The organism is Nitratireductor mangrovi (assembly GCF_007922615.2).
GTDB classification, from domain to species: Bacteria; Pseudomonadota; Alphaproteobacteria; order Rhizobiales; family Rhizobiaceae; genus Mangrovimarina; species Mangrovimarina mangrovi.
In genome coordinates this window covers 3,224,748-3,243,737 of record NZ_CP042301.2, presented here as the reverse complement: position 1 = coordinate 3,243,737, position 18,990 = coordinate 3,224,748, and the positions used below count along the sequence as shown (strand labels likewise).

The window sequence follows — 18,990 nt, the reverse complement described above, 5'->3', positions numbered from 1 at the left end:
CGGGACGATGCTTCCTTCAACGGCCCCCATCCTTCATGTGAAGGAAGTTGCCGCCCAAGCCTCGGTCCCGAAACGGAAATCCGGCGCGGCGGACTTCTTTCAATATTTCACGCAAGACGACTCGCGCGCGTGGGCGGGGATGGAAGCCAGACACATACCCCATGAAGTAACTGAAATATTGAAAGAAGAGATTTATCCTTATTCTGCCAATGGCTTGCGACCCCACTTCCTTCAAGCGGACGGGGTGAAGCCATTGAAGGAAGCGCCGGGCGCTCCCGGCAACGACAACGTGACCCTGACCAGACCTCGCGATCCCGGCCCGGGCGCGCGTGCTGCCTTCACCAGGCTGCCGTGCCGCCCCGACCGCCCAATCGAAGAGGAGGTCGTCATGGACCGTTCCCAACACATCGCCGCAGTGCCTCTCACAGCTGTCGGCAATCTCGACCGCTGCATTCTCGCGCTGGATCTCGGCACCAGCACCGGCTGGGCGTTGCGCTCGGCCGAAGGGCTGATCACCAGCGGGACCGCGAGCTTCAGGCCCGGCCGCTATGACGGTGGCGGCATGCGCTATCTGCGCTTCACGAACTGGCTCACCGAGATCGACCGCCTGTCGGGGCCGATCGCCGCGATCTGGTTCGAGGAGGTGCGCCGCCACGCCGGAACAGATGCGGCCCATGTCTATGGCGGGCTCATGGCCACGCTGACGGCATGGGCGGAACTGCGGGGCGTGCCCTATGCCGGCGTTCCTGTCGGCACGATCAAGCGCCACGCCACGGGCAAGGGCAACGCGCCGAAGGAAGCGATGATCGCTGCCGCCCGGGCCCGAGGCTTCAGCCCTGCCGACGACAACGAGGCCGACGCCATCGCGCTGCTGCTTTGGGCCATCGAGACGAACGGGGGTGTCGCATGAGGTGGCATCCCAAGGGCTACGGCGGCCATCGCCGGGATCCGGACCAGGTGAAGCGCGATGGCTGGCGTGAGCAGGGTCTCCTCGCCGTCTCGCTCGAGGACGCGCGCCTGACCTGGCCGGAACGCGAACTCGTCCGCCAGCTCGGCGAAAAGCTCTACGGGCCGCCCCCCTCCGACAAGGGAGGGCGCCATGGATAAGTGGACCCCGTCCCTCGTCGAGGCCCGTCTCGCTGAGGCGGCCTTCGTGCTCAAGCGCCTGCCCGAGCCGCGACGGCAGGGCTACTTCAGCACGTGGCCCGAGATCGTCCACAGCTTCGCCGACAAGGTGGGCCAGGAGCCGAAGCCGATGCGTGTGCTGCCCTCGCCGCAGGCGATCAGCCGGATGGAGGAGACGCTGACCTGGACCGCCTGCCTCGACCCCGTCGACGGCAAGATCGTCTGGATGCGCGCGCATGGCGAGCGGTGGAAGACCATCTGCTGGACGGTCGGTCTGCAACGCTCGGCTGCCAACCAGCACTGGCTCTACGGGCTTTGCGTCATCTCGCTGAAGCTCAACCGGCGTCGGTTCAACCGCAACCTGTCGAAGCGGCGCGTGATCGAACTGGCCGGTGGCGCGTAACCCTGCGCGCCACAGGGGAAGGTGTGCGGCGGACAGTTTTCGACGGGACAGAAAACCGGTTCAGGGGCTAGGTTCAGGATAAGCTCGGGAGAGGCGCGCGCGGCGCGGTCCCGAGCGAAACCATCCTTTCGTTGGCAGGCCTTTTGGAAAAGGAAAGGCGCTTATCCTTTCCTTGCGGGCCGCTTTCCGCCCCTGCCAAGCCCCTCAGCCGACTCCGCGGTTCCTTTTGCGCGACATTCGTATGCTGGCGGGCGAAGCGCGGGACATCGCCAGCGAAAGGGCCTGATTTTTGGGAAGCCACCCGGAAGCCGGAGCCACCCGAGCACCGCGCAAACACCAATGAACGCTGGCCTTCCGACCGGACACCGCTGGTGGCCGCTGGACCCCGCTTGGAGTCCGGCCCGGCATCCGGAGTCCGGAAGCCACCGGCATCCACCCGACCGAGGAACCTTGCCCACCATGATGCTGAGCTTCGCCCCGGACGCGATCGAGATGTGGCCGCTGTCGCGCCTCCAGCCCTACGCGAGGAACGCGAAGGCGCACGGCGCGGACCAGGTCGCGAAGATCGCCGCCAGCATGGCCGAGTTCGGCTGGACCGTGCCCTGCCTCGTCGGCGACGACGGGGAGCTGATCGCGGGCCATGGCCGCGTGCTGGCGGCGACGCAGCTCGGGCTGACGGAAGCGCCGGTGATCGTGCTCGGGCATCTGACCGAGGCGCAGCGCCGGGCATATCGCATCGCGGACAACAAGCTGACCGAGCTCGGCACATGGGACGAGGCGCTGCTATCGGCGGAGCTCAACGACCTGCTGGCCGAAGATTTCGACCTGTCGCTGGTCGGCTTCTCCGACGGCGAACTCGACAAGCTGCTGGCCTTCGTGCCGGAGGGGGATGAAGAAGTAGGCGGCGCCGGGGGCTCCGTGCCGCCGGTGACCATCCCCGAACCGCCCCGCAATCCGGCGTCGCGCACCGGCGATCTGTGGATCCTCGGTGACCATCGCCTGCTCTGCGGCGACAGCACCAGCGCTGCCGATGTGCGCCGCCTGATGAATGGCGAGCGCGCGATCTTGTTCGCCACCGATCCGCCGTATCTCGTCGATTACGACGGCTCGAACCATCCGACCCGCAACAAGGATTGGTCCGCGTCCTATGGCACGACCTGGGACGACAGTTCTCAGGGCGCGGAGCTCTACGACGGGTTCATCGCTGCGGCCGTGGCCGAGGCGATCACCGAGGACGCCGCCTGGTACTGCTGGCACGCCTCGCGCCGCCAGGCGATGCTCGAGGCTTGCTGGGAAAAGGCGGGCGCCTTCGTCCACCAGCAGATCATCTGGGTGAAGGACCGCGGCGTCCTGACCCGGTCCCACTACCTCTGGAAGCACGAGCCCTGCTTCATGGGCTGGCGCCGCCCGAACCGTCCGCCGAAGGTGGCCGAGCAGACGCTGCCTTCGACCTGGGAGATGCCGTCCTTCGCGAAGGACGAGCGGCCCGACCACCCGACGCCGAAGCCGCTGGACGCCTTCGGCATCCCCATGCGCCAGCATGTGGCACGCGGCGGCCTCTGCTACGAGCCGTTCTCGGGCTCCGGCTCGCAGATCATGGCGGGCGAGGCCAACGGCCGCCGCGTCTTCGCGATGGAAATCAGCCCGGCCTATGTCGATGTCGCCGTGGAGCGCTGGCAGGCCGAGACCGGCCGCGATGCCATCCTCGACGGCGACGGTCGGACCTTCGCGCAGGTGAGGGCCGAGCGGCTGGGCGACGACGCCGACGCCCCGGCCGATCCCCCGGCAACGGACACCGCCCCCGAGCCCGCGCGAAAGCGCAAGACCGACGCGTGACATGCATGACCTGGCTTTACCTTCCTCCGGAGACACTTCCGGAGCCGGAGACGCATGCCTGTTCGGCCTCTCCCTCTGCTCCGGCGCAGGTGGTCTCGACCTCGGGCTCACCATCGCTATCCCCGGATATCGTGCTGTGGGCCATGTCGAACGGGAAACCTACGCCGCAGCCACTCTCGTGGCGCGGATGGAAGATGCGTCCCTGGATCAGGCTGTTGTATGGGACGATGTTGCCACCTTCGACGGCCGCCCGTGGCGCGGCGCGGTGGACATCGTCACTGCGGGCTATCCGTGCCAGCCGTTCTCGGTCGCGGGCAAGCGCCGGGGCGCGGACGACCCGCGCCACCTCTGGCCCCATGTCGCCCGCATCATCGGCGAGATCGAGCCGCCCTTCGTGTTCCTCGAGAATGTCGCCCATCATCTCCGCCTCGGCTTCCCCGAAGTCGCCGCAGGACTGGTCGGTATGGGCTACAAGCTTGCGGCAGGCCTCTTCACGGCGGCGGAAGTCGGCGCGCCCCACAAGCGCGAGCGGCTCTTCATCCTCGCCCTCCGCGAAGGAGACGAGCTGGCCGACCCCGCGCGCCTGCTCTGGAACCCGGTCGAGTGGCGGGAACCGGACGGAATTGCTGCGGCTGTGGCCGACGCCCCGCGCCAGCGCCAACGAGAACCGGCAGACGAAGCCGACGCCCTCGCAGGAAGCGGGTCAGCATGGGATGAACCTCGCGACGACGGCCGCGATGTGGCCGACGCCGCAGATCGACAGCTTTCGCAGCCGGGGTGGCGCGCGGAAAGACGAGAAGGGTCTGGACCGCATGGCGCGGGACTGGCCGACGCCGATGGCGAACGACGGCTGCAAGCCGAGCGCGGGCAACCGCCGGACGGCCGATCTGACCCATGCCAGTCAGATGTGGATGACGCCAACAGCACGGGATCACAAGGACGGAGCGACGACGCTGACGAACACACCGGTGAACGGCCTGCTTGGCCGCCAGGTCCTGGCGACGCCGATGGCTGGGAGCGATACCTCCGAGCCGCGCCGGAGCTTGAACCCGCTGTTCGTCGAGGCACTGATGGGTTGGCCCACCGGGTGGACCGGCTTCGGCTCTGTGGCAACGGAGTGGTGCCGCTGGTTGCGGCGCATGCGCTGCGAACTCTGGCGGCTGAACTGCTGGCTGATGGATGAGGCAGCGGCGTGAAGCAGTCCCGCCTCATGTCGCTGGTCGAGTCCGTCGCCAACGTCATCGTGGGCTACGGCGTCGCGGTGGTCACGCAGATCCTGATCTTCCCGGTCTTCGGGCTGCACACGACGCTGGCGCAGAACCTGAAGATGGGCGCCATCTTCACCTTGGTGAGCATCGCACGATCCTTCGCCCTGCGGCGGGTGTTTGAGGCGATCCGGATGCGGAGCGCCAAATGATCGACCGCCGCCCCGGAGGGACGGCGGCCATCAACTTTTCGGGGTCCGGTGCGTCAGGCGGCGGGGAGTCTGTACACGCGCCCGCGCCCCTCGATCTTTTCGGAGGTGACCTCGAGCCCGAGCTTCTTCTTCAGCGCCCCGGACATGGCGCCGCGCACCGTGTGCGACTGCCAGCCTGTTTGGGCGACGATCTCGTCGATGGTCGCGCCGCCCTCTGCGCGGAGCATCTCGATCAGGGTCTCCTGCTTGGTGCCCTTCCGGCGCTTGACTGGGGCGGTCGGCGTTTCGGGCGGCGGCGTCTCGCCCGGTTCGTCCGTGATCCCGAGGGTGCTGTAGGCCAGCGGGGTGGCGCGCAACGTGATCGGGCCGCGCTCCTCGTCGTGCCGCCAAACCGTGTTGAGATCCGTGGCGGCGATTTCCTCGATCAGGCCCAGCTTCAGGAGGCTCTTGCAGACGTTACCGACGGCGCCGCCCTTGAGGCTGGCGGTGACAGGGAAGACTGCCCCGTCCTCGCGCGCGCAGGCGGTGGACAAGATGACGGCTTGGGCGTCGGAAAGCAGAATCTGGGTCATGGGGTCGTCTCCGTATTCGGGCCCGCGACATGCGGCGCCTTTTACGACCCCGAGCCGCGCAGGGCGCGCGGCGGGAGTTCCGGCAGCGCCGGAGATCAGCGGGCGTGCTCGCCCTCGCCGAAGGCGCTGTCGGTGATGCGCTTCAGGAGGCTGGCGTAGTGTTCGAGGGTGCCGACCATCGCCCAGCCCGCCTCGTCGGGGGCGCAGTTGAAATGGTCGTCGCTGAGCGCCTGCAGGCGGGCGAGCATCTCGTCGATCTCGGCCTTCTTGCCGATGAAGGCCGTGAGCGCGGCTTCCTTGTTCCGGCGCGCTTTCTCGGCGCGGGCCTCAAAGCGCGGCGTGGTGATCGGGTTCAGGCGGGTGGTCATCGAGGTGGCTCCTTGGTGAGTTGCATCGTCCTTCTGGAGACACGTTCCCTCTGTCCGCACCGCTTATCAACTCGATAAGTACATGATTCAGAATGATAACCGGAGCCGTCGATGCAGGGCATGAGCGAGCGCCAGTACGCCGCGCATGTCGGGCTGTCGCGCGGCGCGATCCAGAAGGCGAAGACGGCCGAGCGGCTGGTCCTCTATCCTGACGGCAGCATCAATGCGGCCGCCAGTGATGCGCGGCGGGCGGAGACGACGGACCCGTCGAAGACCCGCAAGCCGCCCGCGCCGAAGCTGAAGCCTGTCCCCGAGGCGGCGGTCGCCGCTGTCGGCGACACGCTGCGCGAACAGGGGCTGGCTGTCCCGGCGGTTGGCGGCGGCACGACCTTCCTGCAGGCCAAGACGGCGAACGAGGTACTGAAGGCGCAGGAGCGGCGCATCCGGCTCCAGAAGCTGAAGGGGGAGTTGATCGAGCGGGCCCGCGCGCTGGCGCTGGTGTTCCGGCTGGCGCGGGAAGAACGGGACTCGTGGGTAAACTGGCCTGCGCGCGCGGCGGCGCTGATGGCGGCCGACCTCTCGGCCTCGTGCAGCGAAGTGGCGGGCCAGCAGATCACCGTTGAGCCAGCCGCGATGCAGAAGGTCCTGGAGAAACATGTACGCGCCCACCTCGACGAACTCGCCGAGGTCCGGCCCGACTTCCGGTGAGAGCGGCGATGGCCTGACCGATTTCGACGGCGCGGGCGAGATCCTGCGCGCCTGGGGCAACGGGCTGCGACCCGACCCGGACCTGACCGTCTCGGAATGGGCCGACCGGCACCGCATGCTCTCGGGCCGCGCCTCGGCCGAACCGGGGCGGTATCGCACGGTGCGCACGCCCTACATGCGCGAGATCATGGACCGGCTGTCGCCGGGCGATCCCACGCAGCGGATCGTGTTCATGAAGGCGGCACAGGTCGGCGCGACCGAGGCGGGGAACAACTGGATCGGGTTCGCGATCCACCAGGCGCCGGGTCCGATGCTGGCGGTCCAGCCGACGGTGGAACTGGCCAAGCGCAACTCGCGGCAGCGGATTGACCCGCTGATCGACGAAAGCCCGGAGCTGCGGGAGCGGGTTAAGCCCGCGCGATCCCGCGATGCGGGCAACACCATGCTGTCGAAGGAGTTCGCGGGCGGCATCCTGATCATGACGGGCGCGAACTCGGCGGTCGGGCTCCGATCGACCCCGGCGCGGTACATCTTCCTCGACGAGGTCGACGCCTATCCGGCTTCGGCCGACGAGGAAGGCGATCCGGTCACGCTGGCCGAGGCGCGGTCGCTGACCTTCGCCCACCGGCGCAAGGTGTTCCTGGTGTCGACCCCGACCATCCGTGGGCTGAGCCGGATCGAGCGGGAATACGAGGCGAGCGACCAGCGGCGGTTCTTCGTGCCGTGCCCGCATTGCGGCCACGCGCAATGGCTGAAGTTCGAGCGGCTGCGCTGGCAGAAGGGTCGTCCCGAGACGGCGGAATATCACTGCGAGGGCTGCGAGACAGCAATCGCGGAACACCACAAGACGGCGATGCTGGAGGGCGGTGAGTGGCGGGCGACGGCCGTCGCCGCTGACCCGACCACGGTCGGATATCACCTCTCAGCGCTCTATTCGCCGGTGGGCTGGCTCAGCTGGTCCCGCATTGCCCGTGGCTGGGAGGCGGCCCAAGGGTCGGACGAGGCGATCAAGGCGTTCCGCAACACCATCCTCGGCGAGACATGGGTCGAAAGCGGCGAAGCGCCGGACTGGCAGCAGCTCTACGAGCGGCGCGAGCGCTGGAAATCCGGCACCGTGCCTGCGGGCGGGTTGTTCCTGACTGCCGGGGCCGACGTCCAGAAGGACCGGATCGAGGTCGATGTCTGGGCATGGGGGCGCGGACTTGAGTCCTGGCTCGTAGATCACGTCGTCATCGAGGGCGGCCCTGATCGGCATGATGCGTGGTCGGAGCTGACGGCGCTGCTGGATCGAAGCTGGCCGCATGAACGCAGCGCGCATCTGCGGATCGCGCGGCTGGCCATCGACACGGGCTACGAGGCTCCGGCCGTCTATTCCTGGTCGCGGGCGCAAGGCTTCGCGCAGGTCTCGCCGGTCAAGGGCGTCGAGGGGTTCAATCGTTCCAGCCCGGTCTCGGGCCCGACCTTCGTCGATGCGACCGAGGGCGGCAAACGCCTGCGGCGCGGGGCCCGGCTCTGGACCGTGGCGGTGTCGACCTTCAAGGCCGAGACATACCGCTTCCTGCGGCTGGCACGCCCGACCGAGGAGGACATGGCTGACGGGGCGGCGTTCCCGCCCGGCTCAGTGCATCTGCCGCACTGGATCGAGAACGAATGGCTGAAGCAGTTCGTGGCCGAACAGCTGGTGACTGTGCGCACGAAACGCGGCTTCGCCCGGCTGGAATGGCAGAAGCTCCGCGAGCGCAACGAGGCGCTGGATTGCCGGGTCTATGCCCGCGCCGCCGCCTGGATCGCGGGCGCGGACCGTTGGCCCGACGAGAAATGGCGCGACCTCGAGGATCAGCTCGGGGCCGCCCCCACCGACACCGATCCCGCGGGACAGATCAACCGGCCGGGACAGGCCCCGCAGGGCAAGCGCCGCTCCGACTGGCTTGGACGGCGGGAGGGATGGTTTTGAACATGACGGACTGGACGGAAACCGAGCTCTCGGCGCTGCGCCGCGCTTATGCCAGCGGCACGACGCGGGTGAGCTACGACGGCAAGTCCGTCGACTACGGTTCGGCCGAGGATCTGCTCGCCCGCATCCGGACCATCGAGCGCGCCATCGCGGGCGTCAGCCAACCGCTGCCGATCGCCGGGTTCGCGGGCTTCTCGCGCGGAGACCGGTGATGTCGGCCAACTGGTTCGACAGGGCCATTGCCTCCGTCGCCCCTCGGGCCGCCGCCAGGCGCGTGCTGGCCCGTCAGGCCTTCGAGACCCTGACGCGCGGCTATGACGGGGCCGCGAAAGGGCGACGGACGGACGGCTGGCGCGCGCCGGGATCCTCGGCCGACACCGAGATCGGCGTGGCCGGAGCGCTCTTGCGCGACCGGATGCGGGATCTGGTGCGCAACAACCCGCATGCGGCCAAGGCCGTGGCGGTGCTGGTCAACAACATCATCGGCGCGGGGATCATGCCGCGCGCCGCGAGCGGTGACGACAGGCTGGACCGGAAGGTCGACGCGCTCTTCGAACGCTGGATGGCGGAGTGCGATGCCGACGGTCAGCTCGACTTCTACGGTCTGCAGACGCTGATCTGCCGCGAGATGGTCGAGGCGGGCGAGGTGCTGGTGCGCCGCCGCCTGCGGCGCGCGAGCGACGGTCTGCCGGTGCCGCTGCAATTGCAGGTGCTGGAGGCGGACTTCCTCGACGCCACGAAATCCGGCGCCCTCGGCGCGGGACGGCTGGTGCAGGGGATCGAGTTCGACCCGGTCGGCAAGCGCAGGGCCTACTGGCTGCATGCCGAACATCCCGGCGACGCCTATGGGGCATTGCAGAACGGCCTGCAGAGTCGCCCGGTCCCGGCGGCCGAGATCGCCCATGTCTACGAGAAGCAGCGCACGCAGGCGCGCGGCGTCCCTTGGGGCGCGCCGGTGATCCGGTCTTTGCGGGATCTGGACGACTATGAGGTGGCTGAACTGGTCCGCAAGAAGACCGAGGCCTGCGTCACCGCCATCGTCTTCGGCGACGACGAGGCGCAACAGGGCATCGCGCCCTCCGTGGTCGATGCCGACGGCAACAGGGTCGAGCAGTTCGAGCCGGGGCTCATCGCCTATGCGCGCGGCGGCAAAGACATCCGGTTCAACCAGCCGTCGGCCACCGGCGGCTACGGCGAATACAAGCGGGCCAGCCTGCACACGATCTCGGCCGGGTTCCGGGTGCCCTACGAGCTGCTGACCGGGGACCTGTCCCAAGTGAACTATTCCTCGATCCGGGCGGGGCTCGTGGAGTTCCGCCGCCAGATCGACGCCGTGCAGTGGCAGCTGTTCATTCCGATGCTCTGCGCCCCGGTCTGGCGCTGGTTCACGGAAGCCGCGTGGGCGGCGGGCCAGATCCCGTCGCCGACCGTGCCGGTCGAATGGTCGCCGCCGAAGTTCGAGGCGGTCGATCCGCAGAAGGACGCGATGGCGAACCTGCTGTCGATCCGCTCGGGCACCATGACGTTGGCCGAGGTGATCGCCCGGCAGGGCCGCAACCCCGACGCCGTGCTGGCCGAGATCGCCGCCACCAACGCCAAGCTTGATGCGCTGGGGCTGGTGCTCGACAGCGATCCGCGCCGCGTCACCAAGACCGGCAGCGCGCAGACCAGCGATCCGGCCACCGATCCGGATGCAGACGAACCGGCCGATTACCCCTCCGCCGACGCGGAAACCGAACCGGCGCAGGCCGACCAACAGGACTGACCTTCATGGACACGATGATCGAACTGCCGGCCATGCGCCGGTCGGCGGAGCTTGCGCCGAACACGGCCGATGCCGACAGCCGCACCGTCGAGGTGGTCTGGTCGGCCGGGGCGCGCGTCCGGCGCGCGACTTTCTTCGGCGAGCCCTATGACGAGGAACTGAGTCTCGATCCGGCCCATGTTCGGCTCGACCGGCTGAACGCGGGCGCGCCGTTCCTGAAGGTGCACGAGCTCGACACGCTCGACGCGGTGATCGGTTCGGTCGTGCCGGGCTCGGCGCGGATCGAGAACGGCCGCGGCATCGCCTTGGTGCGGATCAGCGAACGCGCCGACGTCGAGCCGATCTGGCGTGACATCCAGGCCGGGCACATCCGCGCGGTCTCCATTGGCTACCAGGTCCACCGCTTCGAGGTCTCCAAACCCGAAGCCGCCCGCGAACTCTGGCGCGCGGTCGACTGGACGCCGTTCGAGGTCTCCGCCGTCGCGGTCGGCGCCGACCCCGCCGCGGGCTTCCGTGCCCAGCATCCCCTTCACGACTGCGTCCTTCACCGCCGGGACGCCCCCACACCGCAAGGAGCATCCCCGATGACGGACAAGACCCAGACCCCGGCGAGCGACGCCGCAACCCCCACCACCACCCAGCCGACCGCGCCGGTCGAAACCGAGGACACCACCATGACCGAGCCGAAACCGGCTGCGCCCGACCCGAAGGTCGCCGCAGTGGAAACCCGCACCCAGCCGAAGCTTCCGAAAGCCGACGGCCCCGCTGCACCCGACACCGAGACGGTCGCCACCCGCGCCCGCGAGGCCGAGCGCGACCGCGTCTCCACCATTTACGATCTGGCCGGGCGGCTGAACCTCGAGCGCGGTTTCGCCGAAGATCTGGTCAAGCGCGGCGTTAGCGTCGACGAGTCCCGCCGCCTGATCCTCGACCAGGTCGCCGCGAAGTCGGACGAGACCCGGACATTCCCGCATGTCTCTGTCCCCCTCGGCGGCCGGGACGAGCGCATCACCCGCCGTGATGCCGTGGCGAACGCGCTGCTGCATCGCTACAGCCCGACGCTGTTCCAGCTGGAGGACGCCGCGCGCCAGTACCGCGGCATGACGCTGCTGGAACTGGCCCGCGAGAGCCTCGGCAATGCCGGGGTCAACACGCGGGGCCTGTCGCGCGACGAGGTGGCGACGCGAGCGCTACACTCGACCTCGGACTTCCCCGAGATCCTGTCGGCGGTCACCAACAAGACCCTGCGGCAGGCCTACGAGGCCTATCCCCGCACCTTCATGCTGTTCTGCCGCCAGGTGCTCGCCACCGACTTCAAGGCGATGCACCGGGTCCAGCTCGGCGAAGCGCCGCAGCTGCTGGAGGTCGGCGAGAGCGGCGAGTTCAAGCGCGGCACGCTCGGCGAGAGCAAGGAGAGCTACAAGGTCAAGACCTATGGCCGGGTGGTCGCGATCACCCGCCAGACCCTGATCAACGATGATCTCGACGCCTTCACGCGCATCCCGGCGATGTACGGCAACTCCATCGCTCAGCTGGAGAGCGACGTGGTCTGGGGCATCATCACCGCCAACCCGGCGATGGCCGACGGCAACGCCCTGTTCCACACCAGCCACAAGAACCTCGCGGGCACCGGCGCGGCGCTCGATGTGAGCAGCGTGGGCGCGGCTCGGGCGGCGATGGCCAAGCAGACCGGCCTCGACAAGAAGACGGTGCTGAACGTCCGCCCCGCCTTCCTGATCGTGCCCGCCTCTCTGGAACTGAAGGCCGAGCAGCTTGTCGCCCAGAACCTCGTGCCCGCCGCGACGTCCAGCGTGGTGCCGCAGTCGATCCGCACGTTGGCGCCGATCAGCGAGCCGCGGCTCGATGCGGCCAGCGAGACCGCCTGGTATCTGGCGGCCAGCCCGAACCAGATCGACACGATCGAGTACGCCTATCTCGAGGGCCAGCAGGGCGCCTACATCGAGACGCGTAACGGCTTCGACGTCGACGGTGTCGAGATCAAGTGCCGCCTCGACTTCGGCGCCAAGGCCATCGACTGGCGCGGCCTCTACAAGAACCCGGGCGCGTAACCCGCACCCCATGCTGAAGCCTGACATGCCGGCGGTCCAATCGGGCCGCCCTTCGTCTTTCCACGAGGATCCTCCCCATGAAAAATTACGTCCAGCCCGGCAACACCATCGCCCTGACCGCGCCCTATGCCGTCGCCTCGGGCAATGGCCTGCTCGTCGGCTCCATCTTCGGCATCGCCGCCGGCGACGCCGCCCTCGGCGAGAGCGTGGAGACCGCGCTCGTCGGTGTCTTCGACATCACCAAGGTCGGCTCTCAGGCTTGGACCGTCGGCGCCAAGGTCTATTGGGACGACGCCAACAAGCGCTGCACCACGGTCGCGACCGACAACACCCTCATCGGCGTGGCCGTCGAGGCGGTGGCGAGCGGCGCGGGCGACACCATCGGTCGGGTGCGCCTGAACGCGACGTTCTGATGAGCGCCTTCGCCGCCGCGGTCGGCGCTCTCTTTGCGGATCCGAACATCGGCCGGGACGCGGTCTACATCGCCGACGGCGGCGCGCCCATGCTCGTGCGCGTGGTCGCCCGGCGTGCCGATGCGATCACCGACTTCGGCGACGCGCGGCTCTGGTCCGAGACCACCCGGATCGACCTTCGCGTGGCCGAGGTGGCGAACCCGCGTCCCGGCGACCGGATCGAGATCGAGGGCGACGCCTTCCTCATTCAGGGAGAGCCCGTCCGCGACCGCGAGCGGCTGGTCTGGACCGTCGATCTGAGGCCCGCGTGAAACTGAAGCTCGACGTCGTACTCGGTGGCGAAGCCAAAGCCGCCGTGGAACTGCAAGCAGCAATTCGCCGCCTCCCAGCTGGCCTTTGCGGCCAGGTATTTTGCCATGTTCGCCTCGGTCCCGCATGGTTCGCCCGCGTCGAACAGCTGGCAGGCCTGCCAGCGCATCAGGTCGGCCGCCTCGATCTCGATCTTCGCCTCGGCGATCGGGAACGCAACACCCTGGTTCTGGCCGATAGGCCGTCCGAAGACCTGCCTCTCGGCCGCGTAGGCGGTGACCTTGTCGATGAACCAGTGCCCATCGCCGATGCATTCGGCCGCAATCAGCGTCCGCTCGGCGTTCAGCCCGTCCAGGATATAGCGGAAGCCCATGCCTTCCTCGCCGATCAGGTTTTCGACCGGGATCTCGAGATTGTCGAAGAACAGCTCATTGGTCTCGTGATTGACCATGTTGGAGATCGGCTTGACCTCCAGTCCGTTGCCGATCGCCTCCCTGAGGTCGACGAGGAAGATGGACATGCCGCGGGAACGCTTCGTCACCTCGCCAAGCGGCGTGGTCCGCGCCAGCAGGATCATCAGTTCGGAATGCTGCACACGGCTGATCCAGACCTTCTGCCCGTTGACGACGTAGCGATCGCCCTTTCGTTCGGCAAAGGTCTTGATCCGGGTCGTGTTGGTGCCGGCGGTCGGTTCGGTAACGCCCATGGATTGAAGCCGCAGTTCACCCGTGGCGATCCTTGGCAGGTAGGCGCGCTTCTGTTCCGGGGAGCCATGCCTGAGAAGCGTGCCCATATTGTACATCTGGCCATGGCAGGCGCCGGCATTGCCGCCGGCGCGGTTGATCTCCTCCATGATGACGGAAGCTTCCGCCAGGCCGAGCCCCGAGCCGCCGAATTCCTCGGGGATCAGGGCCGCCATCCAGCCCTCTCTGGTCAGCTTGTCGACGAAGGCGTCCGGGTAGCCGCGTTCTTCATCCACCTTGCGGAAATATTCGGGTGGGAACTCGGAACACAGCGCGCGAATGGCGTCGCGCAATTCCTGATGGGAGATTTTCATGATCGCTCGGTTACCTTTGCGTCCGACAACCCGGTCAGTCTTTGCGTTCGGGCGTATGTGGAAACTAACGCCCAGATCGAACTTCGGGAAACCGGAATTCAAGAAGCCTGGTCTTGCTGGCCTGGCGGGTCGCTGAGGCACGCATCCTCAACCGCTCCGGTTGATCGTCCGGCGGCAACTTCGCCGACCTCAGGCTGGTGCCGGAGCTTGAATAGGGTTCCGGGGGATCGTCCTGGCGGCCTGCCAGTAGTGCCACGCCCCCCAATATCCCGGTAAGCTGTACCATGAGAATGGCGAAACCCAGCGATCGTGCGCCGTGGCCGGCGAACATGGTGTCGCTGGCCAGCCCGATCACCGGTGGTCCGACGCCGACGATCTTGAAGACGAACAGGAAGATCGCGGTGGCCATCGGCCGCATGTAGGGTTCCACGCGCGCGTGCAGGAAGGCACAGGTCGGCCCCCAGAACACCGCCGCCAGACTGGCGGAGACCGCGAGGCAAGCGAGCGCCGCCGTCGCCGACGGCAGCAGCAGGAAGCCGGCGAAAAGGGCTTTGCCGCCAGGATCGCGACGATCACGACCCCCACGCGCCAGCGTGGTTCGCCGGCGCCAAGGCGGTCGGCGATGACGCCGCTCGCCAGGTGCCCAGCCCGCCGAGAACGCCGATGGTCAGCGCGAGATAGATGCCCGTCTCGGCCTGGCTGAGACCATGTGCGCGCGGATGATGAAGGCTGCGTTCCAGGCGAGCGCGCCGAAGGTGACGATACCGGTAATCGCCAATCCCCACATGGCGTGGAACAGGCCGCGGTCGTTCCAGATCGTGTTCAGCGTCGCCGCGAAGACCGACCCGCGGCGGTCGGCCTTGCCTGCCGGCCGCTCGGGTTCGGCCACCGTCAGGCGCATCAGAACGGCCAGGGCCAGTCCCGGTATGCCGGCGATGACGAAAGCCCAGCGCCAGCCGAGCGCCTGTCCCGCGATGCCGCCGATCAGAAAGGCCAGCAGGATACCGATATTGGCGCCCATGGCGAAGGTCGCCATGGGCGAGGTGCGCTTATCGGGCGGGTAGAGATCAGATCATCGAATGCGCCGGCGAGTCGGCATCGGCCTCGCCGATGCCGACGCCGAGCCGCGCGAGCGCCAGTTGGGCGAAATTCTGCGCGCCGGCCATGGCGATGGTCAGGGTGCTCCAGATCGCGGTGGCCCGGCGACGATGTTGCGCCTGTTGCCGCGCGCGGCCATGCGTGCGACCGTGAACCCGAAGACGACGTAGACGAACGCGAAAAATGCGCCCGACAACAGGCCAAGCTGCGTGTCGGAGAGCATGAATTTCGTGCCGATCTGGTCGAGCGTGATGCCGAGGATATTGCGGTCGAGTTGGTTGATGGCAAGCACGCAGGTCAGGATCGCCAGGCGTGGCCGGGCGTGTTCTTTGCCATTTCCCCTCGCGCCCGGGCGGCGCGTCCCTTCCAACATTTGCGCCAAGGTTGCCTGCCAGTCGCCCGATTGCAGCTCCTGATCGCGGAAAGTCCTCTCGACACTTGCAGAGCGCGCCCGATCCAGTCCGGATAGACGTCGGTTTCTTTCCAACCGTGCAACGCACGGTCTCGGCGGCCGAACCGTTCGGCGCGTCCGGGCCACGGCACGTCAGTCAGAAAATCTCGGGCAACAGCTTGACCCTCTAGTCGCTATAGATTGCATATGAGGTGTCACATCGAACGAACCGAGGTGACATATGCCGGTCGACTCCAACGTCGCGCTCAAGCTCCGTGTCGAGGGCATGGATTGCGGCGCCTGCGCGCTCAAGATCGAAAACGGGCTGAAGCGCCTGCCCGGCGTCAGCGACATCAGCGTGAATGTCGGGCTGGGGACGCTGTCGCTCGCGCTCGACGAGGACAGGACCGCGCGAAGCGCCGTCGAGGCGCGCATTCGCGCGCTCGGTTACACGCCGTCACCGACGGAGCGCGAACTACCGGATGGACTGGCGGCTGCGCCGCTGCGGCCGAGGGCGGCCACCGATCTCTGGTGGCGGACATCCAAGGGCCGGCTTGTCATCGGCACCGGTGTTCTCCTCGGCCTCGCTTATGGTGTCGCGACGTTGGTGCCGGAATACGCCGCTGCGGCCTATGTGGCGGCAGCGCTCTTCGGGCTGCTGCCAATCCTGCGGCGTGCCGTCGCCGGCACGCGGCATGGTACGCCGTTCGGCATTGAAACGCTGATGTCGGTCGCGGCAATCGGTGCCATCGCCATCGGCGAGAGCGCCGAGGCGGCGGTCGTGGTCTTCCTGTTCGCGGTCGGCGAACTGCTGGAGAACGTCGCCGCCGGCCGCGCCCGTGCCGGCATCGAGGCACTGGTCGATCTGGTCCCGCGCGTGGCGCGGCGCGAGCGCGGCGGCGTTGTGAGCGAGGTTGCGGTCGAGGCACTCGAGATCGGCGATGTGGTGGTGGTCCGGCCGGGCGACCGGGTACCGTCCGACGGCGAGGTGAGCGAGGGCAGTTCCGAGGTAGACGAGGCGCCGGTCACCGGAGAGTCCGTTCCGGTCCTGAAGGAACCGGGTAGCATGGTTCATGCCGGCAGCATCAATGCCAATGGCGTCCTCAAGGTGCGCATCACCCGCACGGCGGCCGACAACACCATCGCCCGCATCATCCACCTGGTCGAGGAGGCGCAGGGCTCGAAAGCGCCGACGGCGCGTTTCATCGATCGTTTCAGCGCGTACTACACACCGGGCGCGATGGTGGTATCCGCATTGGTCATCGTGCTGCCGCCGCTGTTTTTCGGGGCCGAGTGGTGGACATGGGTCTACCGCGGCCTGGCAACCCTGCTGATCGCCTGTCCGTGCGCGCTGGTCATCTCGACACCGGCCGCCATCGCCTCGGGTCTGGCCGCCGGCGCGCGCAACGGGCTGCTGGTCAAGGGCGGCGCGGCGCTGGAGACGCTCGGCAAGGTTCGCACCGTCGCCTTCGACAAGACCGGCACCCTCACGCTCGGTAAGCCGCGAGTTACCGATATCATAGCGCTGGATGGCGATGAGGCCGGGCTGCTGGCAAGGGCGGCCGCGGTCGAGAAGGGCTCAGGCCATCCGCTCGGCACGGCAATCGTCGAGGCGGCCGCGGCCCGCGGCCTTATGCTGCCGGCAAGCTTCGGTGGTGCGGCGGCGATCCCGGGCAAGGCCGTCACGGCCCGGTTGCGCGAAGGTTTCGTCTCGGTCGGCTCGCCGCGCCATGCGGCCGAGCGGGATGCGCTGTCGCCTGAATTCGGCGCACGCCTCGACGCGCTTGAGGGCGCCGGCAGGACAGCGGTCGTCGTCCTGTCCGGCAACCGTGCCATCGGTGCGATCGGCCTGCGCGACGAGCCCCGCGAGGATGCGTCGCAGGGCATTGCCGACCTCAAAGGCCTTGGCATCAGGACCGTCATGCTGACGGGCGACAACCGGCGAACCGCCGATGCAATCGCCGGCGGGCTTGGCCTGGAGGCAACGGCTGAACTCCTGCCTGATGCCAAGCTTGCCGAGATCGCCTCGTTGCGTGCGCACGGAGGCGTCGCCATGGTGGGCGACGGCATCAACGACGCTCCCGCGCTTGCCGCCGCCTCGGTCGGCGTCGCCATGGGCGGCGGCACCGATGTCGCGCTGGAAACGGCCGACGCCGCCCTTTTGAAGAACCGCGTGGCCGGGGTTGCCGAACTGGTCCGACTGTCACGGGCGACCCTCGGCAATATCAGGCAGAACATCGCTATCGCGCTCGGGCTCAAGGGCATCTTCCTGATCACGACGCTGAGCGGCGTGACGACGCTTTGGATGGCGATCCTGGCCGATACCGGCGCCACCGTGCTCGTCACTGCCAACGCCCTGCGCCTGCTGCGTTTCGGCGGCGCCCGCCGCGGACCACGCAAAGCCTGAGCGCAGCCATCTGACACAGGGTGGACATTTTGACGCAGGGCAATCTGCCGCCTTGTCACATGTGGCAGGTTCGCCTTGCCGATCAATGGCTTGACGCTACGTCAGCGCCGCCCAGTGACCTCGATATGCACAGCCGGAGCGTTCCCATGTCGGTCGGGGCGCGGCGATCCCGTGGAAACGGCCCGCAATATCAGGTAATTGTGATGTGACATCTGAAAACAGGCGCGTGAGTCGCTGATAAGGATGTCGGGAGGACCGGAGGATGGCCGTAGCGCTCGTACTCGTTCTCGTTGTCGCCGGCTCGGTACTTTTTCACATGCTGAGCCCTTGGTGGTGGACGCCCATTGCCTCGAACTGGGGCTATATCGACACCACGCTCGTCATCACCTTCTGGATCACAGGTGTTGTCTTCGCGGCGGTCGTGCTGTTCATGGCCTACTGCGTCTACAAGTTCCGGCACCGTGAGGGCCACAAGGCCGATTACGAGCCGGAAAGCCGCAAGCTCGAATCCTGGCTGACCGGTCTGACCGCGCTCGGCGTGGCGGCGATGCTCGCGCCGGGGCTGATCGTCTGGTACCAGTTCGTTACAGTGCCGGAGGACGCGACCGAGATCGAGGTGGTCGCCCAGCAATGGCAGTGGAGCTACCGGCTGCCCGGCGCCGACGGCAAGCTCGGCACGTCGAATGCCAGGCTGATCAACTTCGAAAACCCGCTCGGCGTCGACCCTGAGGACGCCAACGGTCAGGATGACGTCATCATCGAGGCGGGCGACCTGCACCTTCCGATCGACAAGCCGGTCAAGGTGCTGCTGCGCTCGATCGACGTACTGCACGATTTCTACGTGCCCGAATTCCGCGCCAAGATGGACATGGTGCCGGGCATGGTGACCTATTTCTGGTTCACGCCGACGCGCACCGGCACCTTCGACGTTCTGTGTGCCGAGCTGTGCGGGACCGGCCACGGTTACATGCGCGGCATTGTCGTCGTCGACACGGAAGAGGACTATCAGGCCTGGCTCGCGGAGCAGTCGACCTTTGCGCAATTGTCGTCGCCAGAAAAGGTGAGCGCTGCGGAGGATGTCCGTCCGTGAGCGGGGAG

At 67.7% G+C, this 18,990-nt stretch carries 22 protein-coding genes and 1 pseudogene; 16 read left to right on the top strand and 7 right to left on the bottom strand.

Annotation, left to right across the window (positions count from 1 at the left end):
* Nucleotides 1-388 precede the first annotated feature (388 nt).
* From FQ775_RS15780 to FQ775_RS15755, 7 genes and pseudogenes are all read left to right on the top strand, one after another.
* On the top strand, nt 389-910 hold the full coding sequence (locus FQ775_RS15780) for a crossover junction endodeoxyribonuclease RuvC (RefSeq protein ID WP_146300122.1): 522 nt from the start codon (nt 389-391) through the stop codon (nt 908-910).
* A complete protein-coding gene (locus FQ775_RS15775; RefSeq protein ID WP_146300121.1) occupies nt 907-1,107 on the top strand; it encodes a hypothetical protein in 201 nt (66 codons plus the stop codon). Before FQ775_RS15780 ends, FQ775_RS15775 begins: the two co-directional genes overlap by 4 nt.
* Nucleotides 1,100-1,528: a DUF6362 family protein gene (locus FQ775_RS15770; protein ID WP_146300120.1), complete on the top strand. Its 429-nt coding sequence runs from the start codon at nt 1,100-1,102 to the stop codon at nt 1,526-1,528. The genes FQ775_RS15775 and FQ775_RS15770 overlap by 8 nt, the downstream gene beginning before the upstream one ends.
* A gap of 459 nt (nt 1,529-1,987) precedes the next feature.
* Nucleotides 1,988-3,364, top strand: a complete 1,377-nt coding sequence (locus FQ775_RS15765) for a site-specific DNA-methyltransferase (protein ID WP_146300119.1) — start codon at nt 1,988-1,990, stop codon at nt 3,362-3,364.
* A gap of 1 nt (nt 3,365) precedes the next feature.
* Nucleotides 3,366-3,875, top strand: a pseudogene (locus tag FQ775_RS24015) (DNA cytosine methyltransferase); the annotation flags it as partial.
* Between the two features lie 202 nt (nt 3,876-4,077).
* Nucleotides 4,078-4,560 carry a hypothetical protein gene (locus FQ775_RS24010; protein WP_246730418.1) on the top strand — a complete coding sequence of 161 codons (483 nt, stop codon included), beginning with the start codon at nt 4,078-4,080 and terminating at the stop codon, nt 4,558-4,560.
* Nucleotides 4,557-4,781 carry a DUF7220 family protein gene (locus FQ775_RS15755; protein ID WP_146300117.1) on the top strand — a complete coding sequence of 75 codons (225 nt, stop codon included), beginning with the start codon at nt 4,557-4,559 and terminating at the stop codon, nt 4,779-4,781. The genes FQ775_RS24010 and FQ775_RS15755 overlap by 4 nt, the downstream gene beginning before the upstream one ends.
* 53 nt (nt 4,782-4,834) lie before the next feature.
* Here the strand turns inward: FQ775_RS15755 and FQ775_RS15750 are convergent, their stop codons facing one another.
* On the bottom strand, nt 4,835-5,353 hold the full coding sequence (locus FQ775_RS15750; protein ID WP_146300116.1) for a DUF3489 domain-containing protein: 519 nt from the start codon (nt 5,351-5,353) through the stop codon (nt 4,835-4,837).
* A 95-nt stretch (nt 5,354-5,448) separates the two neighbouring features.
* Nucleotides 5,449-5,721 (bottom strand): hypothetical protein, encoded by a 273-nt coding sequence (locus tag FQ775_RS15745; protein WP_146300115.1) that lies wholly within the window; start codon nt 5,719-5,721, stop codon nt 5,449-5,451.
* A gap of 111 nt (nt 5,722-5,832) precedes the next feature.
* On the opposite strand from FQ775_RS15745, the gene FQ775_RS15740 reads away from it, so the two are divergent.
* The 7 genes from FQ775_RS15740 (at nt 5,833) to FQ775_RS15710 (ending at nt 12,941) form a co-directional block, all read left to right on the top strand.
* Nucleotides 5,833-6,429 (top strand): hypothetical protein, encoded by a 597-nt coding sequence (locus tag FQ775_RS15740; protein ID WP_146300114.1) that lies wholly within the window; start codon nt 5,833-5,835, stop codon nt 6,427-6,429.
* Entirely contained in the window at nt 6,377-8,383 is a 2,007-nt protein-coding gene (locus FQ775_RS15735) for a phage terminase large subunit family protein (RefSeq protein ID WP_206064767.1), read from the top strand. The genes FQ775_RS15740 and FQ775_RS15735 overlap by 53 nt, the downstream gene beginning before the upstream one ends.
* A gap of 2 nt (nt 8,384-8,385) precedes the next feature.
* Nucleotides 8,386-8,595, top strand: coding sequence for a phage head-tail joining protein (locus FQ775_RS15730; RefSeq protein WP_146301978.1), 210 nt, complete (start codon nt 8,386-8,388; stop codon nt 8,593-8,595).
* A complete protein-coding gene (locus FQ775_RS15725; RefSeq protein WP_146300113.1) occupies nt 8,595-10,148 on the top strand; it encodes a phage portal protein in 1,554 nt (517 codons plus the stop codon). The genes FQ775_RS15730 and FQ775_RS15725 overlap by 1 nt, the downstream gene beginning before the upstream one ends.
* 14 nt (nt 10,149-10,162) lie before the next feature.
* Nucleotides 10,163-12,217 carry a prohead protease/major capsid protein fusion protein gene (locus tag FQ775_RS15720; RefSeq protein WP_206064766.1) on the top strand — a complete coding sequence of 685 codons (2,055 nt, stop codon included), beginning with the start codon at nt 10,163-10,165 and terminating at the stop codon, nt 12,215-12,217.
* A 77-nt stretch (nt 12,218-12,294) separates the two neighbouring features.
* Entirely contained in the window at nt 12,295-12,630 is a 336-nt protein-coding gene (locus FQ775_RS15715) for a DUF2190 family protein (protein WP_146300111.1), read from the top strand.
* Nucleotides 12,630-12,941 carry a head-tail joining protein gene (locus FQ775_RS15710; protein ID WP_146300110.1) on the top strand — a complete coding sequence of 104 codons (312 nt, stop codon included), beginning with the start codon at nt 12,630-12,632 and terminating at the stop codon, nt 12,939-12,941. Before FQ775_RS15715 ends, FQ775_RS15710 begins: the two co-directional genes overlap by 1 nt.
* Here FQ775_RS15710 and FQ775_RS15705 read toward each other — a convergent pair.
* The 5 genes from FQ775_RS15705 to FQ775_RS15685 all read right to left on the bottom strand — a co-directional run bounded on the left by FQ775_RS15705 (nt 12,878) and on the right by FQ775_RS15685 (nt 15,386).
* Nucleotides 12,878-13,996, bottom strand: a complete 1,119-nt coding sequence (locus FQ775_RS15705) for an acyl-CoA dehydrogenase family protein (protein WP_146300109.1) — start codon at nt 13,994-13,996, stop codon at nt 12,878-12,880. The genes FQ775_RS15710 and FQ775_RS15705 overlap by 64 nt on opposite strands.
* Nucleotides 13,997-14,060: 64 nt before the next feature.
* A complete protein-coding gene (locus tag FQ775_RS15700) occupies nt 14,061-14,405 on the bottom strand; it encodes a hypothetical protein (RefSeq protein WP_206064765.1) in 345 nt (114 codons plus the stop codon).
* A gap of 258 nt (nt 14,406-14,663) precedes the next feature.
* Nucleotides 14,664-15,032, bottom strand: coding sequence for an MFS transporter (locus FQ775_RS15695; RefSeq protein ID WP_146300107.1), 369 nt, complete (start codon nt 15,030-15,032; stop codon nt 14,664-14,666).
* A 31-nt stretch (nt 15,033-15,063) separates the two neighbouring features.
* Nucleotides 15,064-15,162 (bottom strand): MFS transporter, encoded by a 99-nt coding sequence (locus FQ775_RS24140; protein ID WP_146300106.1) that lies wholly within the window; start codon nt 15,160-15,162, stop codon nt 15,064-15,066.
* Nucleotides 15,163-15,170: 8 nt separating this feature from the next.
* The gene (locus FQ775_RS15685) at nt 15,171-15,386 is read right to left on the bottom strand and encodes an MFS transporter (RefSeq protein ID WP_146300105.1); all 216 of its coding nucleotides are present in this window, start codon (nt 15,384-15,386) and stop codon (nt 15,171-15,173) included.
* 340 nt (nt 15,387-15,726) lie between these two features.
* Here FQ775_RS15685 and FQ775_RS15680 point away from each other — a divergent pair, with 340 nt between their 5' ends.
* The gene (locus tag FQ775_RS15680) at nt 15,727-17,892 is read left to right on the top strand and encodes a heavy metal translocating P-type ATPase (RefSeq protein WP_146300104.1); all 2,166 of its coding nucleotides are present in this window, start codon (nt 15,727-15,729) and stop codon (nt 17,890-17,892) included.
* A 262-nt stretch (nt 17,893-18,154) separates the two neighbouring features.
* Nucleotides 18,155-18,982, top strand: a complete 828-nt coding sequence (locus tag FQ775_RS15675; protein ID WP_146300103.1) for a cytochrome c oxidase subunit II — start codon at nt 18,155-18,157, stop codon at nt 18,980-18,982.
* Nucleotides 18,983-18,990: the final 8 nt, after the last annotated feature.

What these genes read in the sequence shown, in the direction of transcription:
- FQ775_RS15780 (WP_146300122.1), top strand. Translation starts at nt 389, where the DNA reads ATGGACCGTTCCCAACACATCGCCGCAGTGCCTCTCACAGCTGTCGGC.
- FQ775_RS15775 (WP_146300121.1), top strand. Translation starts at nt 907, where the DNA reads ATGAGGTGGCATCCCAAGGGCTACGGCGGCCATCGCCGGGATCCGGAC.
- FQ775_RS15770 (WP_146300120.1), top strand. Translation starts at nt 1,100, where the DNA reads ATGGATAAGTGGACCCCGTCCCTCGTCGAGGCCCGTCTCGCTGAGGCG.
- FQ775_RS15765 (WP_146300119.1), top strand. Translation starts at nt 1,988, where the DNA reads ATGATGCTGAGCTTCGCCCCGGACGCGATCGAGATGTGGCCGCTGTCG.
- FQ775_RS24010 (WP_246730418.1), top strand. Translation starts at nt 4,078, where the DNA reads ATGAACCTCGCGACGACGGCCGCGATGTGGCCGACGCCGCAGATCGAC.
- FQ775_RS15750 (WP_146300116.1), bottom strand. Translation starts at nt 5,353, where the DNA reads ATGACCCAGATTCTGCTTTCCGACGCCCAAGCCGTCATCTTGTCCACC.
- FQ775_RS15745 (WP_146300115.1), bottom strand. Translation starts at nt 5,721, where the DNA reads ATGACCACCCGCCTGAACCCGATCACCACGCCGCGCTTTGAGGCCCGC.
- FQ775_RS15740 (WP_146300114.1), top strand. Translation starts at nt 5,833, where the DNA reads ATGCAGGGCATGAGCGAGCGCCAGTACGCCGCGCATGTCGGGCTGTCG.
- FQ775_RS15735 (WP_206064767.1), top strand. Translation starts at nt 6,377, where the DNA reads ATGTACGCGCCCACCTCGACGAACTCGCCGAGGTCCGGCCCGACTTCC.
- FQ775_RS15730 (WP_146301978.1), top strand. Translation starts at nt 8,386, where the DNA reads ATGACGGACTGGACGGAAACCGAGCTCTCGGCGCTGCGCCGCGCTTAT.
- FQ775_RS15725 (WP_146300113.1), top strand. Translation starts at nt 8,595, where the DNA reads ATGTCGGCCAACTGGTTCGACAGGGCCATTGCCTCCGTCGCCCCTCGG.
- FQ775_RS15720 (WP_206064766.1), top strand. Translation starts at nt 10,163, where the DNA reads ATGATCGAACTGCCGGCCATGCGCCGGTCGGCGGAGCTTGCGCCGAAC.
- FQ775_RS15715 (WP_146300111.1), top strand. Translation starts at nt 12,295, where the DNA reads ATGAAAAATTACGTCCAGCCCGGCAACACCATCGCCCTGACCGCGCCC.
- FQ775_RS15710 (WP_146300110.1), top strand. Translation starts at nt 12,630, where the DNA reads ATGAGCGCCTTCGCCGCCGCGGTCGGCGCTCTCTTTGCGGATCCGAAC.
- FQ775_RS15705 (WP_146300109.1), bottom strand. Translation starts at nt 13,996, where the DNA reads ATGAAAATCTCCCATCAGGAATTGCGCGACGCCATTCGCGCGCTGTGT.
- FQ775_RS15700 (WP_206064765.1), bottom strand. Translation starts at nt 14,405, where the DNA reads ATGGCCACCGCGATCTTCCTGTTCGTCTTCAAGATCGTCGGCGTCGGA.
- FQ775_RS15695 (WP_146300107.1), bottom strand. Translation starts at nt 15,032, where the DNA reads ATGGCGACCTTCGCCATGGGCGCCAATATCGGTATCCTGCTGGCCTTT.
- FQ775_RS24140 (WP_146300106.1), bottom strand. Translation starts at nt 15,162, where the DNA reads ATGGCCGGCGCGCAGAATTTCGCCCAACTGGCGCTCGCGCGGCTCGGC.
- FQ775_RS15680 (WP_146300104.1), top strand. Translation starts at nt 15,727, where the DNA reads ATGCCGGTCGACTCCAACGTCGCGCTCAAGCTCCGTGTCGAGGGCATG.
- FQ775_RS15675 (WP_146300103.1), top strand. Translation starts at nt 18,155, where the DNA reads ATGGCCGTAGCGCTCGTACTCGTTCTCGTTGTCGCCGGCTCGGTACTT.